This is a genomic window from uncultured Paraglaciecola sp. (assembly GCF_913020055.1).
Taxonomy (GTDB): Bacteria; Pseudomonadota; Gammaproteobacteria; order Enterobacterales; family Alteromonadaceae; genus Paraglaciecola.
Window position 1 is genome coordinate 1 of the sequence record NZ_CAJWCF010000104.1, and the last position, 16813, is coordinate 16813.

Genomic DNA, 16813 nt, shown 5'->3' on the forward strand with positions numbered 1-16813 from the left:
GGTTTCCCCATGCGAGAGTAGCACATTGCCAGGCTCCCAATCTGAAGAAAGGCCACCTATACAGGTGGCCTTTTTTTTGGCTGAAATTTAGTGAAACCAACGTCCAAATAAGCCTTGAAGCGGGTGCTCGTTGATCGTGTGGTGGGTTATCCGAAACTCAAAGCTTACGATGTTCTAGCGGAAGAGTAGAAATCCTGAAGTATTCTCTTTTATTCTTAGGAAAGATGAGAAATTGGCTTTTGTATCTTGTCTCGTATCCATGTAGTTGACTGGCAGATTCCTAGTTATGCACAACTAAGCCACACTGCCATAAAGCAGCTCACAGAAGCATAGCTTCGCTCTAGACAGCAATAGGGGCAATTAAATCAAAGGTCTCAGATATAAAAGTAGATAATCTTTATTGTTAAACTGTTAAGTAATATTGCGTAGTACAAACCTACTGAGCATAAGACATATGAGCGCCGCATAAAGATAAGTGTAGGTTTCATTAATACGAAATTATGCGGTAGGTTGTTTTACATTTTAATATAGATTGGAAGTGGTTTACGTTGAGTTAGTTTTGCAAAGGCTGAGTCAGATGAAGCAATACAAAATTAATTTATTCTGACGTTTGATCTCTAGCTAATAAAGTCAGAGCGGCTTCTTTGGCAGGTTTGTTGTTGTATAACACTTCATATATTTGTTCACAGATGGGCATTTCGACTCCCATACGTTTTGAGAGTATATGGACTTCTTGGGTGTTGCGGTATCCCTCTACAACTTGGCCAATTTCGGTCATAGCTTGTTCAATTCCTTGACCACTGCCTAGCGCTAAACCGAATCGTCTGTTTCGGGATTGATTGTCGGTACAAGTCAGTACCAAATCACCTAAACCTGACATACCCATAAAGGTTGTCTGGTTCGCACCCATTTTAACACCTAGTCTGGTTAACTCTGTTAATCCTCTGGTGATAAGTGCGGTTCTAGCGTTAGAGCCAAAGCCTAAGCCGTCAGCTAGGCCTGCGCCTATTGCTATGACGTTTTTTACCGCTCCACCTAGCTGTATTCCAATAAAATCATCATTTCTGTATACCCTAAAGGATTTTGAGCAATGCAGCTTATTTGCAAACTCTTTGGCAAGGGTTTCATTGGTAGAGCTTAAAGATATGGCGGTAGGAAGACCTGCGACCATTTCTTTTGCAAAGGTTGGCCCAGACAAAGCCGCAATAGGAATTTCGTCGCCTAATATTTCTACAGCAACATCTTGCAAAAGTCTGCCTGTTTCAGGCTCTAAGCCTTTAGTGGCCCATATGATTCTATGCTTTGCATTAAGGTGTGGTTTGATTTGCTGTAAAGTGCTAGAAAAGGCATGGCTAGGTACAACAACCAAAATGTCTTGGCTATTAACTATGGCTTCTCTGAGTTCGGATTCTACGGCTAGTTCTTTGGGGAATATAGCGTCTGGCAAATATCTTTGATTACATCTATCTTTTGCCATTAACTCCATTTGTTGCTGATCACGCCCCCATAAAACAGTTTTCACGCCATTACGAGAGAGACAAAAAGCAAGGGCAGTACCGTATGAGCCTGCCCCTAATACACAAACCGAGTTCATCTTGATATCAGCCGACTTATGCGTCTAATTTCTGAGGCGCTTGTTCCTGAGCCTGTTGAGCTCGTTTTTGCATGTAAGCGGCAAAAATAGAGTTAAAATCAACAGGTGCTAAATTTAGTGGTGGGAAGGTACCGCGATTCACTAAATTAGAAATAGTCTCTCTTGCATAAGGAAACAAAGTGTTTGGACAAAACGCGCCAATCATTTGCGCTTTATTTTGCTCTGGCATTTCGCCAATCATGAATACGCCTGCTTGCTGTACTTCACATAGAAAAGCAGTTTCTTCGCCTATTTTAGCCGTTACAGTTACAGATAAAATAACTTCAAATAAGTTCTCTCCAATTGGGTTGCTCTTAGTATCTAAGTCCAACTGAACTTCTGGTTTCCACTCTTTTTGAAACATAGCTGGAGAATTTGGCGCTTCAAAAGAGATATCTTTGGTATAAATTCTTTGAATTGAGAATTGTGGTACTTGAGCGGCAGCTGGCTGTTCTGCAGCTTCGTTTGGTTGATTTTCGTCAGCCATGGTATTTCCTTTAATTTTGTTGTTAGTTAGACAGTAAGCTGTCTAGTTGGTTTTTTGCTTCTAATGCAAACAAGTCGTCACAACCGCCTACATGATGATCATTAATAAAAATTTGAGGAACAGTTGATTTGCCTTTTGCTCGATCAATCATTGTGCTGCGCAATTCAGGCATTACATCGATTTCAATTTCATTAAAGCTAATTTCTTTTTTATTTAACAAAGCCTTGGCGCGATGGCAATAAGGACAATGTCCTTTGGTATAAATATCAACTTTACTCACATCTATTTCCTACAATTTATTTGTTTATGGGCAGGTTTGCACCTTGCCACGCGTTGATACCGCCTTTAAGCGTTACCACGTTTTCAAATCCTGCTTTGAGCATTTGAGAGGCTGTACGTTTACATGTCATACCCATGGCACAGACAACAATAATGGGTTTGTCTTTGAGTTTTTCAAGGGGGCTAAAGTCTCCTTTAGTCACTAACTCCGCTTTGATTTGTTTAGAACCTAAAATATGACCTTTTTTAAACTCCGCTGCTGGGCGAATGTCCAAAATGTAGGCATCTTCTTTATTCATTAACAAAGTTGCTTCATGAGTACTTAATTCTTTTAATGATGAAAGCTGACTTGCCACTGTGGTGTATATCAGCGCGGCTAAAAGTGCAGCGAACAAACCAGATAAAATATAATGATTAGTGACAAATTCTACCATTTGATCCATAACAGGTGACCCTTACAGGTGAGTAACTTAAAAAAACGAGGCCAAAGTATATAGATTTTATATACAGAAACTAGCCCTATGGTAGATTCATCCGAGCGACAAGGAATAACTTATTGTTATCCATTTGGTTTTTTCGAATGATTTAGCCGTGACGCGCCTTGCGAGTAAGGATAACATTAACCCATTATCAAGAAACTAGGTTATGTAGACGAAAAAACAGTCACACCTAGTAAACAAGCAATACATTAGCTAAATTTTTTATTATAAAGGACTGAATAATGGGTCAAACCAAAAAGACTACCGCATTGATTATTTTAGACGGTTGGGGCCATCGTGAAGAACAGGATAGCAATGCTATCGCCCATGCTAAAAAACCGGTTCTAGATGGTTTATGTAAAACCTACACTAACACCTTAATATCTGGTTCAGGATTGGACGTAGGCTTACCGCCCGGTCAGATGGGCAACTCTGAAGTAGGGCATGTTAATTTAGGCGCGGGTCGTGTGGTGTATCAAGACTTTACTCGGGTGACCAAAGCGGTTGAAGACGGAGACTTTTTTGAAAACTCAGTACTCACAGAAAACCTAGACCAGGCTATTCAGGCAGATAAAGCAATTCATGTCATGGGCTTGTTGTCGGCAGGTGGTGTGCATAGCCATGAAGAACATATTTTTGCCTTATTAAAAATGGCCGCAAAGCGTGGCGCCAAAAAATTATATTTGCATGCATTTTTGGATGGCCGTGATACGCCACCAAGAAGTGCCAAGGCGTCTTTGCAATCTGCAGACAGGGTGTTTTCTGAATTAGGTTTGGGGAAAACCGCCAGTGTTATAGGCCGTTATTATGCTATGGACAGAGATGCCCGTTGGGATAGAGTTGAAGCGGCTTATAATTTGATTGCTCATGGTAAAGGAATTGAAGCTGCGTCTAGTGCAGTTGAAGCATTAGAAGCTTCATATCAGCGCGAGCAAAACGATGAATTTGTACAAGCTACTGTGATTGGTGAAGCAGTGCCATTGGAAGATGGTGATGCAGTTTTCTTTATGAACTTTAGGGCCGACCGAGCTCGCGAAATTAGCCGTCCTTTTGTTGAAAAAGAGTTTGCTGAATTTAATAAAGGTAAACATATTGAGCTTGGAGCATTTGTTACTTTGACCCAGTATGCAGAAAGCATTGACGCGCCTGCAGCTTACCCTCCAGTGCCGTTAGTTAACGTTATGGGAGACTGGTTGGCACAGCACAAAAAGACCCAGCTACGTATATCAGAGACTGAAAAATATGCCCACGTCACTTTTTTCTATAGTGGTGGTCGAGAAGAATTATATGAGGGCGAAGAGCGTATTCTAATACCTTCACCCAAAGTCGCAACTTATGATCTACAACCAGAGATGAGCTCAGCTGAATTGACAGATAAATTAGTAGCAGCCATAGATTCTGGCAAGTTCGATGTCATTGTTTGTAATTATCCAAATGGGGATATGGTTGGACATACTGGCAATTTTGATGCGGCCGTTAAAGCTTGTGAGGCAGTTGATGCCTGCGTAGGTCGAGTGGTGGAAGCAATTAAACGTAATGGTGGAGATTGTTTAATTACTGCTGATCACGGTAACGCTGAAAAAATGCAAGACGAGCAGACTGGGCAAGCTCACACAGCCCACACCAGTGAATTGGTACCTTTTATTCACGTTGGTCAAAAGTCCACTGCCAGAGCTGGAGGTACATTAAGTGATGTGGCCCCGACTATGCTGCATCTAATGGGGATGCCACAACCCAAAGAGATGACAGGCAAACCAATAGTTACTTTGGATTAATCGATTGAGACTGATACTGGATTTATTACCCCAAAGACAAAGCCAAATATGGCTTTGTCTTTGGGTAATGTTTTGTGGTGTGTTTTTTGTTTCAGATTTAACCGCACAAGAACAGTCTGATCTTGAAAGTATTCAGCAACAAATAAAAAATAAACAGGCTCAAATTAATCAGCAACTAGAAGTTGCGAAAACGCTGCAAGATAATCTAAAAGATGTTGAGTTGCAGATTGCTAAATCTTCCAAAGAGCTTAACCAAACAGAGATGTCACTTGATAGCAATCAAAAACAACTCGGTATACTGCGCCAACAACAGAAAGGGTATTTAGCATCTTTAGAACAACAAAAATCAGTATTAGCTAAACAAATTCGTAGTGCCTATATGACCGGCAATTATGACTTTGCGAAAATGCTTTTGAATCAGCAAGATGCTGCTAATTTTGAGCGAACCATTACCTATTACCAATACCTTAATAAGGCGCGAAAATCTCAGATAGATAGCTTTAATCTGTTAGTTATAGATCTGCAAAAAGTGAATGCCAAGTTGATTGATAATCAAAGTGAATTGGAGCAACTAAAAGACAAACAACTCGTGCAACAACGAGCCTTGCAAATAAACCAAATACAACGAGAAAAAACCCTCATTGCCATTCAGAACGCTATCGAATCTGAAGAGGCGAAAATCGCTCAACTACAAATCAACGAAAAAAACCTGCTTGAAGCTTTAACCCGAGCACAACAACAAGTCGATAAACAAGAGGATGTCACTTTAACTGGACTTAGTGACTTTAAAGGCCGCTTGTTAATGCCTGCAAAGGGTAATCTAAGAAAGATGTTTGGTAGGTTTAGGCAGGGGCAGATTAAATGGAAAGGAGTGGTGATAAACGGTACCGCGGGTGATTCGGTGATCGCTATCCATCAAGCAAAAGTACTTTATTCGGATTGGCTTAGAGGTTTTGGTTTAGTCACAGTACTAGACCATGGGAATGGTTTTATGAGTTTGTATGGACATAATCAAGCCTTACTAAAACAGGCCGGTGAAGCAGTGCAGGCTGGTGAGGCGATTGCATTGTTAGGTCAAAGTGGTGGCCAAAGTCGACCAAATTTATACTTCGAAATTAGACATAAAGGAACACCTATTAACCCTGTTAGTTGGTTAAAGCTTTAATACCAACGAATATTTAAACGATTCAATCCTAGTAAAAATACTTGATGTGATTATAATAAAAGTGAAATGCAGTCGAGTAAAATAATAATAAAAACATGCGTTTATTCCTAATTAGTTGTCTGTTGTGTATCAGTTGCTCTGTTAATGCATCGCAAATCGCCTTGATCATTGATGATATGGGGAACACCAAACAAGATGCCTTGGCTTTTGCATTGCCTGCCAATGTGGCTTTCGCGATTCTACCTAACAAAGCCCTATCTAAAACTTTCTCCAATCGTGCAGCAGCGCAACAGCGTGAAGTGATGTTACATATGCCAATGGAATCATTGGCGGGCAATAATCAAGAAAAAAATGTACTGCTTTCAAGCATGCCTCCACAACAAATTGTACAAACATTAAAAACTGCACTGTCTTCAGTGCCACACGCAATAGGCGTGAATAACCATATGGGCAGTCGGCTAACCCAACTCACTTTGCCTATGTCGGTGACCATGGAGTTTCTATCTGAACAAGGCCTGTTTTTTGTTGATAGTCGCACCACCAAATATAGTAAAGCGGAAGTTATTGCTAAAAGGAGTGGTGTGTTAAGCACTAAACGAAATGTGTTTCTTGACCACACTCCTAGCCATGAACAGATTGATAAGCAGTTTAAACGTTTAATTCACTTGTCCAAAAAGTATGGTTATGCAGTAGGCATCGCCCATCCATATCCACAAACAGTTGAATATTTGAACGTGCATCTACATAAGCTTCAACAACATGGTATTACGCTGGTTAAATTAAGTGATGTTGTATCTTCAGGAGCAGCCTATGCTTACCACCCTAAACCTAAGCTAAAACCCATTTCTCCAGCCTTGTAAGGAAATACTATGCCCGCTGCGAATTTACTTGCTCTGATAGATGATATAGCCACAATTTTGGATGACGTGGCTATTTTGTCGAAAGTGGCCGCCAAAAAAACTGCTGGTGTTTTAGGTGATGACTTAGCATTGAATGCAGAGCAAGTTTCAGGCGTAAAAGCCGAACGAGAATTACCTGTTGTATGGGCGGTAGCAAAAGGTTCTTTTTTAAATAAGCTCATTCTGGTGCCATCAGCCTTATTAATAAGTGCATTTTTGCCGTGGTTAATTGTAGTTTTGTTGGTCATTGGTGGTTTGTATCTGTGTTTTGAAGGAGTTGAAAAACTAGCTCATAAATTTATGCATTCCAAAGAAGAATTGGAATTGGAGCATGCACAAAAACTCGCTGCTGTGGCAGACCCTAAAATTGATTTAGTAGCACTTGAAAAGACCAAAATAAAAGGCGCTATTAGAACTGACTTTATTCTATCCGCTGAAATCGTAGTGATTGTTTTAGGAACGGTACAAGCCGAATCTTTTTCCAGTCAAGTAACAGTCGTGTCTTTGTTAGCGGTAGCGATTACCGTTGGCGTTTATGGTTTGGTAGCGGGTATTGTTAAGCTTGATGATGCCGGTTTATATCTTTTAAGAAAGTCAGTGTCTGGCTCATTTAATGGCATTCAAAGAGCGGCGGGCAGGGGGCTGCTTATCATCGCGCCTCTTTTGATGAAGACTTTATCTATTGTGGGTACTGCAGCCATGTTTTTGGTGGGCGGGGGCATTTTAGTTCACAGTATTCCTGTACTTCATCATATCCTCGAACCGGCGTTACACAGTGTTGAATCGATTCAATTCGTATCGTCTATCGTACCCATTTTACTTGATGGTCTGGTGGGGGTTATCGCTGGCGCTGTTGTCCTGTTACTTTTTACATTTGGCATGAAAGTGTTTAAAAAATCTAGTTGAGCCCTTGATATAGCCAGCCAAGTTCTGACTGATTTTTTAATCAAAAGGATTTTGTTAATTATAGTCTACAAATGCTTGTAAATTTCATGAAATGTTATATTATAACGTCTCATGAAGTCGGGGCAGTTATTAATGCAAATAAGTAAAGACAAAACGCTATTAGACAGACTAGGCATTTGGGCCTCCAGTTTGTGTGCGTTACATTGCTTATTATTGCCTATTCTTATTCCTCTTATTCCTTTTGTGAGTGCTTCATTTTTTGCTCAGGATTGGTTTGAAAGAACTATCTTATCGCTTTCGATGATCATTGGGTTTTGGGCATTGTTCTCAGGCTTCTATCGTTATCACAGGCAGCTTTATCCTTTATACAGCTTAGTATTAGGCGGTTTGATTTATTGGAATAAAGATATGTTTGGCGAGTCTTACGAACCTTTTACTATTGCAATTGGTGCCTTGTTGATTGTTGGGGCACACGTAGTGAATTTGAAATTGTGTCAGAGCTGTCAAGATTGCGACTCTGGATGCGCGAGTTCCTAGTCAGCATTAAGTGTTTGTTGCGAGCACCAATTTAGCTTTAGCTGGCCCATTACTAAATACACCATCTACTCCCCAAGCTTGCAACTTAAGCAGCTCTTCAGGTTCATCAACCGTATAAACAAATATTTTCAAACCACGCTTGTGTGCATCTTTTACGAAAGCTTGATCAACAAAACTGACATCAGCATTAACTGAATAGGCTTTTAATACTTCGGCAAAGCGAGCGTAATCTAAAGGGCTGCTAGCTGTTAACGCACCAATTTTTATGTTAGGCGCAATACTTTTAAATGCCAACAACAGATGATGGTTAAAAGAGGAAACGATAAACTGTTCAAGCTTAAAGTTTAACTGCGAGACAGCTTTGTTTATATAGGTGTTAATAAGTGAGACATCAAACACACCTTTAACTTCAATATTCATCAAGCATTGGCCCTGCACTTGTTGTAGTACTTGCCAAAGTGTAGGTACAAACTGACCTTGCCCAGCGTCCAATGTTTGTAATTCTTCAAGAGTATAATCAGATAATGGGCGATTACCGTTAGTCGTTCTGCTGACCCAGCGATCGTGTATAACCACTAATTCATCAGCGAGTTGATAGACATCTATTTCAATGCCATCAGCCTGTTGTGTTAATGCTTGGTCTATGGCTAATAAAGTGTTTTCGGGCGCGTCGGCACTGGCACCCCTATGGGCAAATATCAGCATAGTGTTGCTCTCTTGCGATTATTTACTGTGAAGTTTTTGGGCGTTGATAGTTTCATAAATAGCAGCGGATATCACCAATAATCCACCGACTATGGTTTGCCATCTAGGTTGCTCACCTAACACTATTATCGCCAGGCTTACACCATACAAAGGTTGCATACATGCAATTAATGAAAAAGTTTTGGCGCGCAAATGCTTTAGGCTTGCTGCAATTAATGCGTGAGGTACTGCTGTTAAAAATATGCCTAAAACCACCAAACCCATATAGGTTTCATTGCTGGCTTTGAATAACTCATCACTTGAAAAAAAGCTAAGAGATATAAAGATGACCAGTGTTTGATACGCCATGGCGTGGGCGCCAGAATAGTGAGAAAAATGTTTGCGATGCAGCAAATTTCTAAAGGAATACAATATGGCAGAGGCAATACCAATCAGCACTCCTTGGGTTATTTCATTTTCTAAGGATACTTCAGGCACAATTAGATAGATCCCAAAAAGTACTACCAATGCACTCGCAATATCTTGCCAGACTAAACGAATTCCTTCAAAAAAGGGTTCCAACAGTACTGTCATCACGGGGAAGGTAAATAAGGCTATCATACCTACCGATACAGACGAATATTGCATAGCTGCAAAATAGCTAACCCAGTGCGCAGCCATCAGAAGACCTAAAAACAGCGCGATTAAATAATCCTTTATGCTGTCTAACCTAACCGAACCTCGGAATAATTTGACTATGCCAAAAAGCATCACACATGCGACTATTGCTCTGCCAAACGTGATATCCACGGCAGATAAAGGCAGTATTTTAGAGAATAATGCTGTAGCGCCTAGCAATGCCATAGTGACATGCAAGGACCACAAGCTTTTTTTAACGGGATCCAATGGGGATTACTTCGTTATATTTGCGAAAACGTCGCCGAGGCGCGTTACGTCTCCTGCACTGAGATCAGCAAATTCGACAGTATCCGTTTCGAAACACGCCACTATGGTTGAGCCGAGTTTAAACAAACCCATCTCTTCGCCTTTTTCAATAAAGACCGAATTATCACCTTGATTAGGATATTGCCAATGTTGGACATTTTTACCTGCTGGCGGTGATACTGTCCCAGCCCACTTGGTTTCGATACTAGCAACAATAGTCGCGCCTACTAAAACCATAGCCATTTTACCAATTTCAGTATCAAAAATAGCGACTACCCGTTCGTTTCTAGCAAATAACCCAGGTACACGCTCTGCCGTAAGAGGGCTAACTGAAAACAATTCACCGGGTACGTAAATCATATCGGTTAATTGTCCATCTAGGGGCATATGAATACGATGGTAATCTTTAGGGGAAAGATAGATGGTGGCAAATTTACCGTCCAAAAACGGCTTTGCAAGTTCCGGTTTGCCACCTAGCAGAGTGGTTAAACTATAGTCATGGCCTTTCGCTTGAAAAATAGCATCATGTTTTATGTCACCTAACTGACTAACTGCACCATCTACCGGTAACGCCAATTGCCTTTTATCTTGACAAATGGTGCGTGCATCGGCTTTCAATTGCCGAGTGAAAAAAGCATTAAATGATGAGTAAGACTCAGGATCGGGCTCGAGTGCCTCCGACATATCCACTTTATATTGCTTAATAAAAAGTTTAATAATAGCTGTAGTGACTGCTCCAGCTTCAGCTGCCGCAAGTGTGCCCACCAAACGAGACAAAAGGTGTTTAGGTGTAACGTATTGCAGAGCAATTTTTAACGAATCAAACAAAGTAACTTCCTAATGATCTAACTTTACCACCGAGAATTGTACCGCAATAATCTTGGTTTTGTGCACTCCACTAAGTCCAATAGGCTATATGCTAGTAGATTTTTCCGGTGAAATTTAATGATTAAGTGAGGGTATTATACCTTGGTATGTGCTGGGCGGAGCTCGTCCATATTTAGTAATATTTTATGATAACTTTGGTAACGTTGTGGGCTTATCTTACCTTCTTCAACGGCTGCCTTGATTAGGCATCCTGGATCACTACCATGTTTACAGTCTCGAAATTTACAGCCACCTAAATAGTCTCTGAATTCCCTAAATCCGTTCGTCAGCCTTCCCGCAGGTAGATGCCACAAGGCAAATTCGCGAACACCGGGAGAATCGATTAGATCGCCGCCTGCAGGAAAATGTAATAATTTAGCTGTCGTTGTTGTGTGTTGACCTAAGCCAGAATTGTCAGATATGTCTCCAATGACCTCGTCTGCTTCAGGTAATAACTCATTAATTAAGCTTGATTTGCCTACGCCTGACTGACCAACAAATACGCTGATCTTATCTTTCAGGCATGCAGCAAGTTCATCTAGCCCTTTTAATGTTTTACAACTGGTATAAACAATTTTATAGCCAATATCGCGATATATATTTAGCTGGTTTTCCACTTCATTAAGTTGTTGTGAGTCAAGTAGTTCGACCTTGTTTAATAAGATGACAGGCGTTATTTCAACGTCTTCCGCTGCAACTAAGTATCTATCAATAATATTCAGGGATAAGCTAGGCAATACCGAACTGACGATAATGATCTGATCGATATTCGCAGCAACCGGTTTTACGCCATCATAAAAATCTGGGCGGGTAAGAACAGACTTTCTGTCTTGCACGATTTCAATTATGCCGCTTATGCTTAGCGACAGATCTTTTCCTGGTCTAAATAATACGTCGTCTCCACACACAACACTCTTAATAGTTCGGCGCATATGGCATCTGTGTACTAAACCAGCATTGTCTTCAACGTCAGCATGTTTGCCAAACCTACCAATAACTCGGCCGGTTTGTTGTTCGCCAAGCTGATTATCTTCAAGCTCTCTCGACTTACCGCCGCTGGAAAGGTGCTTCGAGCGGTTTACTGAGACTTGTCGTTTCTGCTTATCTGTTAACTTTGGTTTTTTAGCCACGTTTTATCTTTGCTGTAATTAATACCATTTCTTGTATCATGTTAACGTTTGCAGAGGTGGATACCAAATCTTTATGTATTTGTTGTTCATTTATGAGTTTCATCTAGGAGTCCACATGCCAGTTAACAACGAAAATTTAGTTTGGATCGATATGGAAATGACGGGGTTAGAACCTGAGACCGACGTTGTCTTGGAAATTGCTACCATAGTCACCGATAAAGATTTAAATATATTGGCTGAAGGGCCAGTGCTAGCTATTTACCAATCTGATGAAGTACTCAACGGTATGGATCAGTGGTGTACAGATACCCATGGCAAATCAGGATTAACTGAACGTTGTCGCAATAGTCAAGTGAGCGAACAACAAGCAGTGGAACAAACCATCACATTTTTACAAGGTTTTGTGCCTAAGGGAATATCACCGTTATGTGGCAACACAATTGGCCAAGATCGCCGGTTCTTAGTCAAATACATGTCTGAGCTTGAACAATATTTTCATTATAGAAATGTTGATGTCAGTACGATTAAGGAACTAGTTCGTCGCTGGAAACCGGAGTTACTTGATGGTTTTCACAAAAAAGGCGTACATTTAGCATTGGATGATATTAGAGAATCAATAGGTGAATTAAAGCACTATCGAGAACATTTCTTGAAAGTCTAAACAGTGTAGGTTCAAGCAATAATGTTAAAAGAGTCTACACTTATATTTGCATAAGCAGGTATGTGAGAACGTGATGTGGAGAGGATTGTTAGTTTGTTTTATTCTTCTATGGTTACCCGCGGCAAGTGGTGTAACTTTACACGTAGTGGGTGATGACGATTTCCCACCTTATAGTTTTACGGACCAAAATCAGCAAATAAAGGGTATTGATATAGACCTGCTTCACGAAATGGCAAGCAGGTTAGAGGTCAAACTTGAAATTGAACTGGTGCCTTGGAAGCGACTGTTACTGATGACCAAAAAGGGGGATGTGACAGGGAGTTTTTCTCTTTTTAAAACGCCTGATAGAGAAGCTTTTGCACTCTACACGCACCCCGTCCACTACAGTACTTACAAGTTATTTACTACAAAGGATAGCACCACTAAATTTGACAACCTGAAAGACCTATATGGTAAACGTATTGGTATCGAGGCAGGTTTTGCTATTAGTGATGAGTTTGACGCAGCGAAAGCTCGTGGCGATATTAGCGTGGTTGAAATCTTTAATTTTGATGATACTTTTAGAAGATTACTTTTGGGTGGCATTGATGCCTTTGCGGGCAATGAATTGGTGGTCAAATACAAGTTACAGACTAGCCATAATGAAACTAATGCGAATTTAGATATTATATCGTTACCAAAGTCTATCAAAAAATCGAGGGGAGGCTTTTTTGTGCTCTCTAAAAAATCTCAATTGAAAGATAAGCTTGAATGGCAAAAAAGGATTTCACAGACTTTGAGTGAGATGGAAGAAGAGAGCATTTTTGAGAAAATAATGCAAAAGTATATGCAGTAGTGTTTTGCTGTTAACAGTTATTCTTAAGTATTGTGAATTAGTCTTCTCTAGGGGGTCTAATTATATCACTGACATGCACGCCGAATTGTTGTTTTTTTCTATCTTCAAGATATAACTTCAAGGTTCTTTTTACTGTTGGGAATGCCAGTTCATCCCAGGGAATGTTCTCTTCAGAAAATAAATCGGTTTCAAGGCTTTCTGGGCCAGCGCCGAATTTCTCATCCACCATGGTCGCCCTGAAAAACATATGTACTTGGTCGATTTGAGGAACGTTAATGACACTAAAAAGCGCATCAATTTCAACTGTTGCTTCTGCTTCTTCCCAGGTTTCTCTTAAGGCGGCTTCGTTAGTGCTTTCTTGGTTTTCCATAAAACCAGCGGGTAGTGTCCAAAAGCCTTTTCTAGGCTCAATGGCGCGCTTACAAAGCAGAATTTTATCACCATAGACTGACACTGTACCGGCCACAATATTCGGGTTTTGGTAATGAATCGTCTCGCAGGAGATGCAAATATAACGTAAGCGATTATCATCTTCTGGGGTTTTATGCTCGACTTTGCTGCCGCAGTGACTACAAAAATTCATACCGCTCTCTATATATTGTTCTACCAACACTTGTAGCTTAGGTGCTTACAAGGGGTGAATGGCCTCAAAATAAATGCTTAAGTTCGTGAATGCATTTCTGAAAGGCCTCCAGTATGCTAAAGTTTCACGCTGCAAACAACTGTAGTGGATGACGGCAACGTACAACGATCACGAATAACGAACGTTCAGCACGACTAATAATTTACTTCAATGACAAATTAGATGTATCAATGGACCTAATAGAGCAACTGGTAACCCGCCTACAAAATTACACCCCGAGATCTATCGACGAAGATATGCCCGAAGCAGGTATTCTTGTGCCCGTTACTCGTCACCCAGAGCAACCTAACATTATTTTGACGCGACGTGCACAGCATATGAACACCCATAAAGGGCAGGTGGCATTTCCGGGTGGTAAGCATGACGATGACGACGAATCCTTAATGCATACGGCTCTGAGAGAGTGTCACGAAGAAATCGGTATCCCCAAAAATAAAGTTGAGATAGTGGGGCAGCTCAGTCAGGTGATTTCATTACATGGTATTCGAGTCACGCCTTATGTGGGATTGGTTGATGAAGATGTGGAATTAATTCCAAACTTAGATGAACTCGATAGTATTTTTAAAGTGCCGACATCATTTTTTTCTGACGCGGTACCAAAAAGAAGAGATAAAATGACCTACAAAGGTATGGCGTTGTCTGTGCCAAGTTATGACTTTGACACCGAGGAAGGTACCTTTGAAATCTGGGGTCTGTCAGCCATTGTTTTGGTTGAATTAATGAACTTGGCTTTCGATACTGATATCACGATTTTTGAACAATGTAATTAACTAACATTCTGTAGGTGAGATATAAACTGTGAATTATTCTTTGGGTAAACGAAAAATTAACTACATAGGTGAACCAACTTTTATTGCGCCAAATTCAACTATTATTGGTTCTGTTGATATTCATGCGAATGCAAGTATTTGGTTCAATGTAATTATTCGTGCGGATAATGACCTCGTGACGATTGGTGAAAATAGTAATGTCCAGGATGGTTCCGTATTGCATATTGATTCAGGCTTCCCTTTAACTATTGGCAAGGGCGTAACCATAGGGCACAAGGTGATGTTACACGGTTGTACCATTGGTGATAATAGCTTGATTGGTATTAATGCTGTTGTCTTGAATGGTGCTAAAATAGGTAAGAATTGTTTGATCGGCGCCAATGCCTTGATTCCAGAAAATATGGTGGTGCCTGATGGATCGATGGTATTAGGCAGCCCTGGAAAAGTTAAACGAGCGTTATCAGAACAGGAAATCAAAATGCTCCAGTTGAGTGCTGCTCATTATGTGATGAATGGCAAAAAATATACTCAAGAGTTGGTAGAAGATTAATTTTTTAAGTCAAAAGAAGAGAGTAAATATGTCATTAGTAGATGATCCAAATGAAGTATCTTCACCGTGTGTGAGTATTTGTGCCTTGAACGAGAATGATGTGTGTGTTGGCTGTTACCGTACCGGTGATGAAGTGACGCGTTGGTGGGGAATGAGTAACACTCAGAAATTAGCGACTATCGAACTGGCTAAAGAGCGTGATAGCCAAGGCTAATTCTAGATTTTATTGATATAATTTTCGAGATAACTACCTATTGTAACTACCAACGAAGAGTAACAGCATGACCACCATTGGAACCCCTCTCTCAACAACAGCCACGAAAGTACTCTTTTGTGGCGCCGGTGAACTAGGTAAAGAAGTCGCCATTGAGCTCCAACGCTTTGGTGTAGAAATCATTGCCGTTGATCGTTATAGCAACGCCCCGGCGATGCAGGTTGCTCATCGATCTCATGTGATCGATATGTTGAATGGGGCAGCGCTGCGTTCAGTGATCGAGAGGGAACAACCTGATTTTATCGTGCCGGAAATTGAAGCCATCGCAACAGATACACTTATGGAACTTGAGCAAGAAGGTTTTCATATAATCCCTTCTGCCAGAGCGGTTCATTTGACCATGAATAGAGAAGGTATTAGGCGCTTGGCAGCTGAAACACTTTCTTTGAAAACCTCTCCTTATCACTTTGTAGATGATTATCCCTCATTTTGTACCGCTATCGACACTTTAGGTTTTCCTTGTGTGGTAAAGCCAATTATGAGCTCTTCGGGTAAGGGGCAGAGCACGATCAAATCTGAAGGTGATATCGAAGCTGCTTGGAAATACTCACAGTCTGGCGGCCGCTCCGGCGAGGGGACGGTAATCGTGGAAGGTTTTGTTGATTTTGATTACGAGATTACGTTACTGACAGTATGTCATGGAGGTGAAACTAGTTTTTGTGCTCCGATAGGTCATACCCAAAAAGATGGAGACTACCAACAATCATGGCAGCCTCAAAACATGTCAACCGAAGTATTGGAAAAAGCTAAAGATATCGCTGGGAAAGTAACTGAAAATCTGGGTGGTAATGGCTTGTTTGGTGTTGAATTATTTATCAAAGGTGACGATGTGCTCTTCAGTGAGGTTTCACCAAGGCCTCATGATACAGGTCTGGTGACATTAATTTCACAAGACCTTTCAGAGTTTGCTCTTCATGCCAGAGCGATACTCGGACTGCCTATATCGGGCATCAAACAGTTAGGTCCAGCAGCTTCATCTGTCATATTAGTAGATGGTCATTCATCACATGTCAGTTTTTCTCAACTTGATCTAGCATTGATAGCGCCGGATACCGGGCTTCGTTTATTTGGTAAACCTGTTGTTGCAGGTAGTCGTCGTATGGGGGTGGGGTTAGCATTAGGCGACTCGATAGAGCTTGCTATTGAAAAAGCAAAATTTGTTTCTTCTGCTGTTGAAGTAAACTTATAAGCTAGTTGTTGTACTTATATGACTATTGAACCTAAAACAATTGATCATGGCTTTACGCCGATTCTGGCAAAGAAGCCAAAAGTACTCGTCTTGGGTACGCTTCCG

The 16813-nt window shown here is 40.8% G+C and carries 20 protein-coding genes; 11 read left to right on the forward strand and 9 right to left on the reverse strand.

Annotated elements, in window-relative coordinates; genetic code table 11:
- Positions 1 to 598 precede the first annotated feature (598 nt).
- From gpsA to QZ488_RS18030, 4 genes are read right to left on the reverse strand one after another with little or no spacing between them, the layout of a single operon-like run.
- Positions 599 to 1594: an NAD(P)H-dependent glycerol-3-phosphate dehydrogenase gene (gene gpsA, locus QZ488_RS18015; RefSeq protein ID WP_293751404.1), complete on the reverse strand. Its 996-nt coding sequence runs from the start codon at positions 1592 to 1594 to the stop codon at positions 599 to 601.
- A 16-nt stretch (positions 1595 to 1610) separates the two neighbouring features.
- Positions 1611 to 2120 carry a protein-export chaperone SecB gene (gene secB, locus QZ488_RS18020; RefSeq protein ID WP_293751406.1) on the reverse strand — a complete coding sequence of 170 codons (510 nt, stop codon included), beginning with the start codon at positions 2118 to 2120 and terminating at the stop codon, positions 1611 to 1613.
- Between the two features lie 22 nt (positions 2121 to 2142).
- Positions 2143 to 2400, reverse strand: a complete 258-nt coding sequence (grxC, locus tag QZ488_RS18025; protein ID WP_293751408.1) for a glutaredoxin 3 — start codon at positions 2398 to 2400, stop codon at positions 2143 to 2145.
- Between the two features lie 16 nt (positions 2401 to 2416).
- A complete protein-coding gene (locus QZ488_RS18030; RefSeq protein WP_293751410.1) occupies positions 2417 to 2842 on the reverse strand; it encodes a rhodanese-like domain-containing protein in 426 nt (141 codons plus the stop codon).
- A 278-nt stretch (positions 2843 to 3120) separates the two neighbouring features.
- On the opposite strand from QZ488_RS18030, the gene gpmI reads away from it, so the two are divergent.
- The 5 genes from gpmI to QZ488_RS18055 all read left to right on the forward strand — a co-directional run bounded on the left by gpmI (position 3121) and on the right by QZ488_RS18055 (position 8160).
- Positions 3121 to 4653 (forward strand): 2,3-bisphosphoglycerate-independent phosphoglycerate mutase, encoded by a 1533-nt coding sequence (gpmI, locus tag QZ488_RS18035; protein ID WP_293751411.1) that lies wholly within the window; start codon positions 3121 to 3123, stop codon positions 4651 to 4653.
- 67 nt (positions 4654 to 4720) lie between these two features.
- Positions 4721 to 5818 carry a peptidoglycan DD-metalloendopeptidase family protein gene (locus QZ488_RS18040; RefSeq protein ID WP_293751426.1) on the forward strand — a complete coding sequence of 366 codons (1098 nt, stop codon included), beginning with the start codon at positions 4721 to 4723 and terminating at the stop codon, positions 5816 to 5818.
- A 161-nt stretch (positions 5819 to 5979) separates the two neighbouring features.
- Complete coding sequence (locus QZ488_RS18045; RefSeq protein ID WP_293751412.1) at positions 5980 to 6678, forward strand: divergent polysaccharide deacetylase family protein; 699 nt, start codon at positions 5980 to 5982, stop codon at positions 6676 to 6678.
- 9 nt (positions 6679 to 6687) lie between these two features.
- Positions 6688 to 7623: a DUF808 domain-containing protein gene (locus tag QZ488_RS18050; RefSeq protein ID WP_293751413.1), complete on the forward strand. Its 936-nt coding sequence runs from the start codon at positions 6688 to 6690 to the stop codon at positions 7621 to 7623.
- Between the two features lie 132 nt (positions 7624 to 7755).
- Positions 7756 to 8160: a MerC domain-containing protein gene (locus QZ488_RS18055; protein ID WP_293751414.1), complete on the forward strand. Its 405-nt coding sequence runs from the start codon at positions 7756 to 7758 to the stop codon at positions 8158 to 8160.
- Between the two features lie 6 nt (positions 8161 to 8166).
- Here QZ488_RS18055 and QZ488_RS18060 read toward each other — a convergent pair whose 3' ends face one another.
- The 4 genes from QZ488_RS18060 to rsgA all read right to left on the reverse strand — a co-directional run bounded on the left by QZ488_RS18060 (position 8167) and on the right by rsgA (position 11786).
- On the reverse strand, positions 8167 to 8865 hold the full coding sequence (locus QZ488_RS18060) for a glycerophosphodiester phosphodiesterase family protein (protein WP_293751415.1): 699 nt from the start codon (positions 8863 to 8865) through the stop codon (positions 8167 to 8169).
- 18 nt (positions 8866 to 8883) lie between these two features.
- Positions 8884 to 9750 (reverse strand): DMT family transporter, encoded by an 867-nt coding sequence (locus QZ488_RS18065; RefSeq protein ID WP_293751416.1) that lies wholly within the window; start codon positions 9748 to 9750, stop codon positions 8884 to 8886.
- 6 nt (positions 9751 to 9756) lie between these two features.
- Complete coding sequence (gene asd, locus QZ488_RS18070; RefSeq protein ID WP_293751417.1) at positions 9757 to 10617, reverse strand: archaetidylserine decarboxylase; 861 nt, start codon at positions 10615 to 10617, stop codon at positions 9757 to 9759.
- A 134-nt stretch (positions 10618 to 10751) separates the two neighbouring features.
- Complete coding sequence (gene rsgA, locus QZ488_RS18075; protein ID WP_293751418.1) at positions 10752 to 11786, reverse strand: small ribosomal subunit biogenesis GTPase RsgA; 1035 nt, start codon at positions 11784 to 11786, stop codon at positions 10752 to 10754.
- 115 nt (positions 11787 to 11901) lie between these two features.
- On the opposite strand from rsgA, the gene orn reads away from it, so the two are divergent.
- Positions 11902 to 12447 carry an oligoribonuclease gene (orn, locus tag QZ488_RS18080; RefSeq protein WP_293751419.1) on the forward strand — a complete coding sequence of 182 codons (546 nt, stop codon included), beginning with the start codon at positions 11902 to 11904 and terminating at the stop codon, positions 12445 to 12447.
- 145 nt (positions 12448 to 12592) lie between these two features.
- Complete coding sequence (locus QZ488_RS18085) at positions 12593 to 13282, forward strand: transporter substrate-binding domain-containing protein (protein WP_293751420.1); 690 nt, start codon at positions 12593 to 12595, stop codon at positions 13280 to 13282.
- 37 nt (positions 13283 to 13319) lie between these two features.
- Here QZ488_RS18085 and QZ488_RS18090 read toward each other — a convergent pair whose 3' ends face one another.
- Positions 13320 to 13865 (reverse strand): NUDIX hydrolase, encoded by a 546-nt coding sequence (locus QZ488_RS18090; RefSeq protein WP_293751421.1) that lies wholly within the window; start codon positions 13863 to 13865, stop codon positions 13320 to 13322.
- Between the two features lie 230 nt (positions 13866 to 14095).
- On the opposite strand from QZ488_RS18090, the gene QZ488_RS18095 reads away from it, so the two are divergent.
- From QZ488_RS18095 to purT, 4 genes are all read left to right on the forward strand, one after another.
- Positions 14096 to 14695 carry a CoA pyrophosphatase gene (locus QZ488_RS18095; RefSeq protein WP_293751422.1) on the forward strand — a complete coding sequence of 200 codons (600 nt, stop codon included), beginning with the start codon at positions 14096 to 14098 and terminating at the stop codon, positions 14693 to 14695.
- 28 nt (positions 14696 to 14723) lie between these two features.
- The gene (locus QZ488_RS18100; RefSeq protein WP_293751423.1) at positions 14724 to 15245 is read left to right on the forward strand and encodes a gamma carbonic anhydrase family protein; all 522 of its coding nucleotides are present in this window, start codon (positions 14724 to 14726) and stop codon (positions 15243 to 15245) included.
- Positions 15246 to 15273: 28 nt separating this feature from the next.
- The gene (locus QZ488_RS18105; protein ID WP_293751424.1) at positions 15274 to 15459 is read left to right on the forward strand and encodes a DUF1289 domain-containing protein; all 186 of its coding nucleotides are present in this window, start codon (positions 15274 to 15276) and stop codon (positions 15457 to 15459) included.
- Positions 15460 to 15526: 67 nt separating this feature from the next.
- Positions 15527 to 16708 carry a formate-dependent phosphoribosylglycinamide formyltransferase gene (gene purT, locus QZ488_RS18110; protein WP_293751425.1) on the forward strand — a complete coding sequence of 394 codons (1182 nt, stop codon included), beginning with the start codon at positions 15527 to 15529 and terminating at the stop codon, positions 16706 to 16708.
- Positions 16709 to 16813 lie beyond the last annotated feature (105 nt).

Excerpts from the sequence above, each read along its gene's own strand:
- purT (WP_293751425.1), top strand. The coding sequence starts at position 15,527 with ATGACCACCATTGGAACCCCTCTCTCAACAACAGCCACGAAAGTACTC.
- gpsA (WP_293751404.1), bottom strand. The coding sequence starts at position 1,594 with ATGAACTCGGTTTGTGTATTAGGGGCAGGCTCATACGGTACTGCCCTT.
- QZ488_RS18030 (WP_293751410.1), bottom strand. The coding sequence starts at position 2,842 with ATGGATCAAATGGTAGAATTTGTCACTAATCATTATATTTTATCTGGT.
- QZ488_RS18055 (WP_293751414.1), top strand. The coding sequence starts at position 7,756 with ATGCAAATAAGTAAAGACAAAACGCTATTAGACAGACTAGGCATTTGG.
- QZ488_RS18060 (WP_293751415.1), bottom strand. The coding sequence starts at position 8,865 with ATGCTGATATTTGCCCATAGGGGTGCCAGTGCCGACGCGCCCGAAAAC.
- QZ488_RS18050 (WP_293751413.1), top strand. The coding sequence starts at position 6,688 with ATGCCCGCTGCGAATTTACTTGCTCTGATAGATGATATAGCCACAATT.
- QZ488_RS18040 (WP_293751426.1), top strand. The coding sequence starts at position 4,721 with ATGTTTTGTGGTGTGTTTTTTGTTTCAGATTTAACCGCACAAGAACAG.
- secB (WP_293751406.1), bottom strand. The coding sequence starts at position 2,120 with ATGGCTGACGAAAATCAACCAAACGAAGCTGCAGAACAGCCAGCTGCC.
- QZ488_RS18095 (WP_293751422.1), top strand. The coding sequence starts at position 14,096 with ATGGACCTAATAGAGCAACTGGTAACCCGCCTACAAAATTACACCCCG.
- QZ488_RS18105 (WP_293751424.1), top strand. The coding sequence starts at position 15,274 with ATGTCATTAGTAGATGATCCAAATGAAGTATCTTCACCGTGTGTGAGT.
- orn (WP_293751419.1), top strand. The coding sequence starts at position 11,902 with ATGCCAGTTAACAACGAAAATTTAGTTTGGATCGATATGGAAATGACG.
- gpmI (WP_293751411.1), top strand. The coding sequence starts at position 3,121 with ATGGGTCAAACCAAAAAGACTACCGCATTGATTATTTTAGACGGTTGG.
- QZ488_RS18090 (WP_293751421.1), bottom strand. The coding sequence starts at position 13,865 with ATGAATTTTTGTAGTCACTGCGGCAGCAAAGTCGAGCATAAAACCCCA.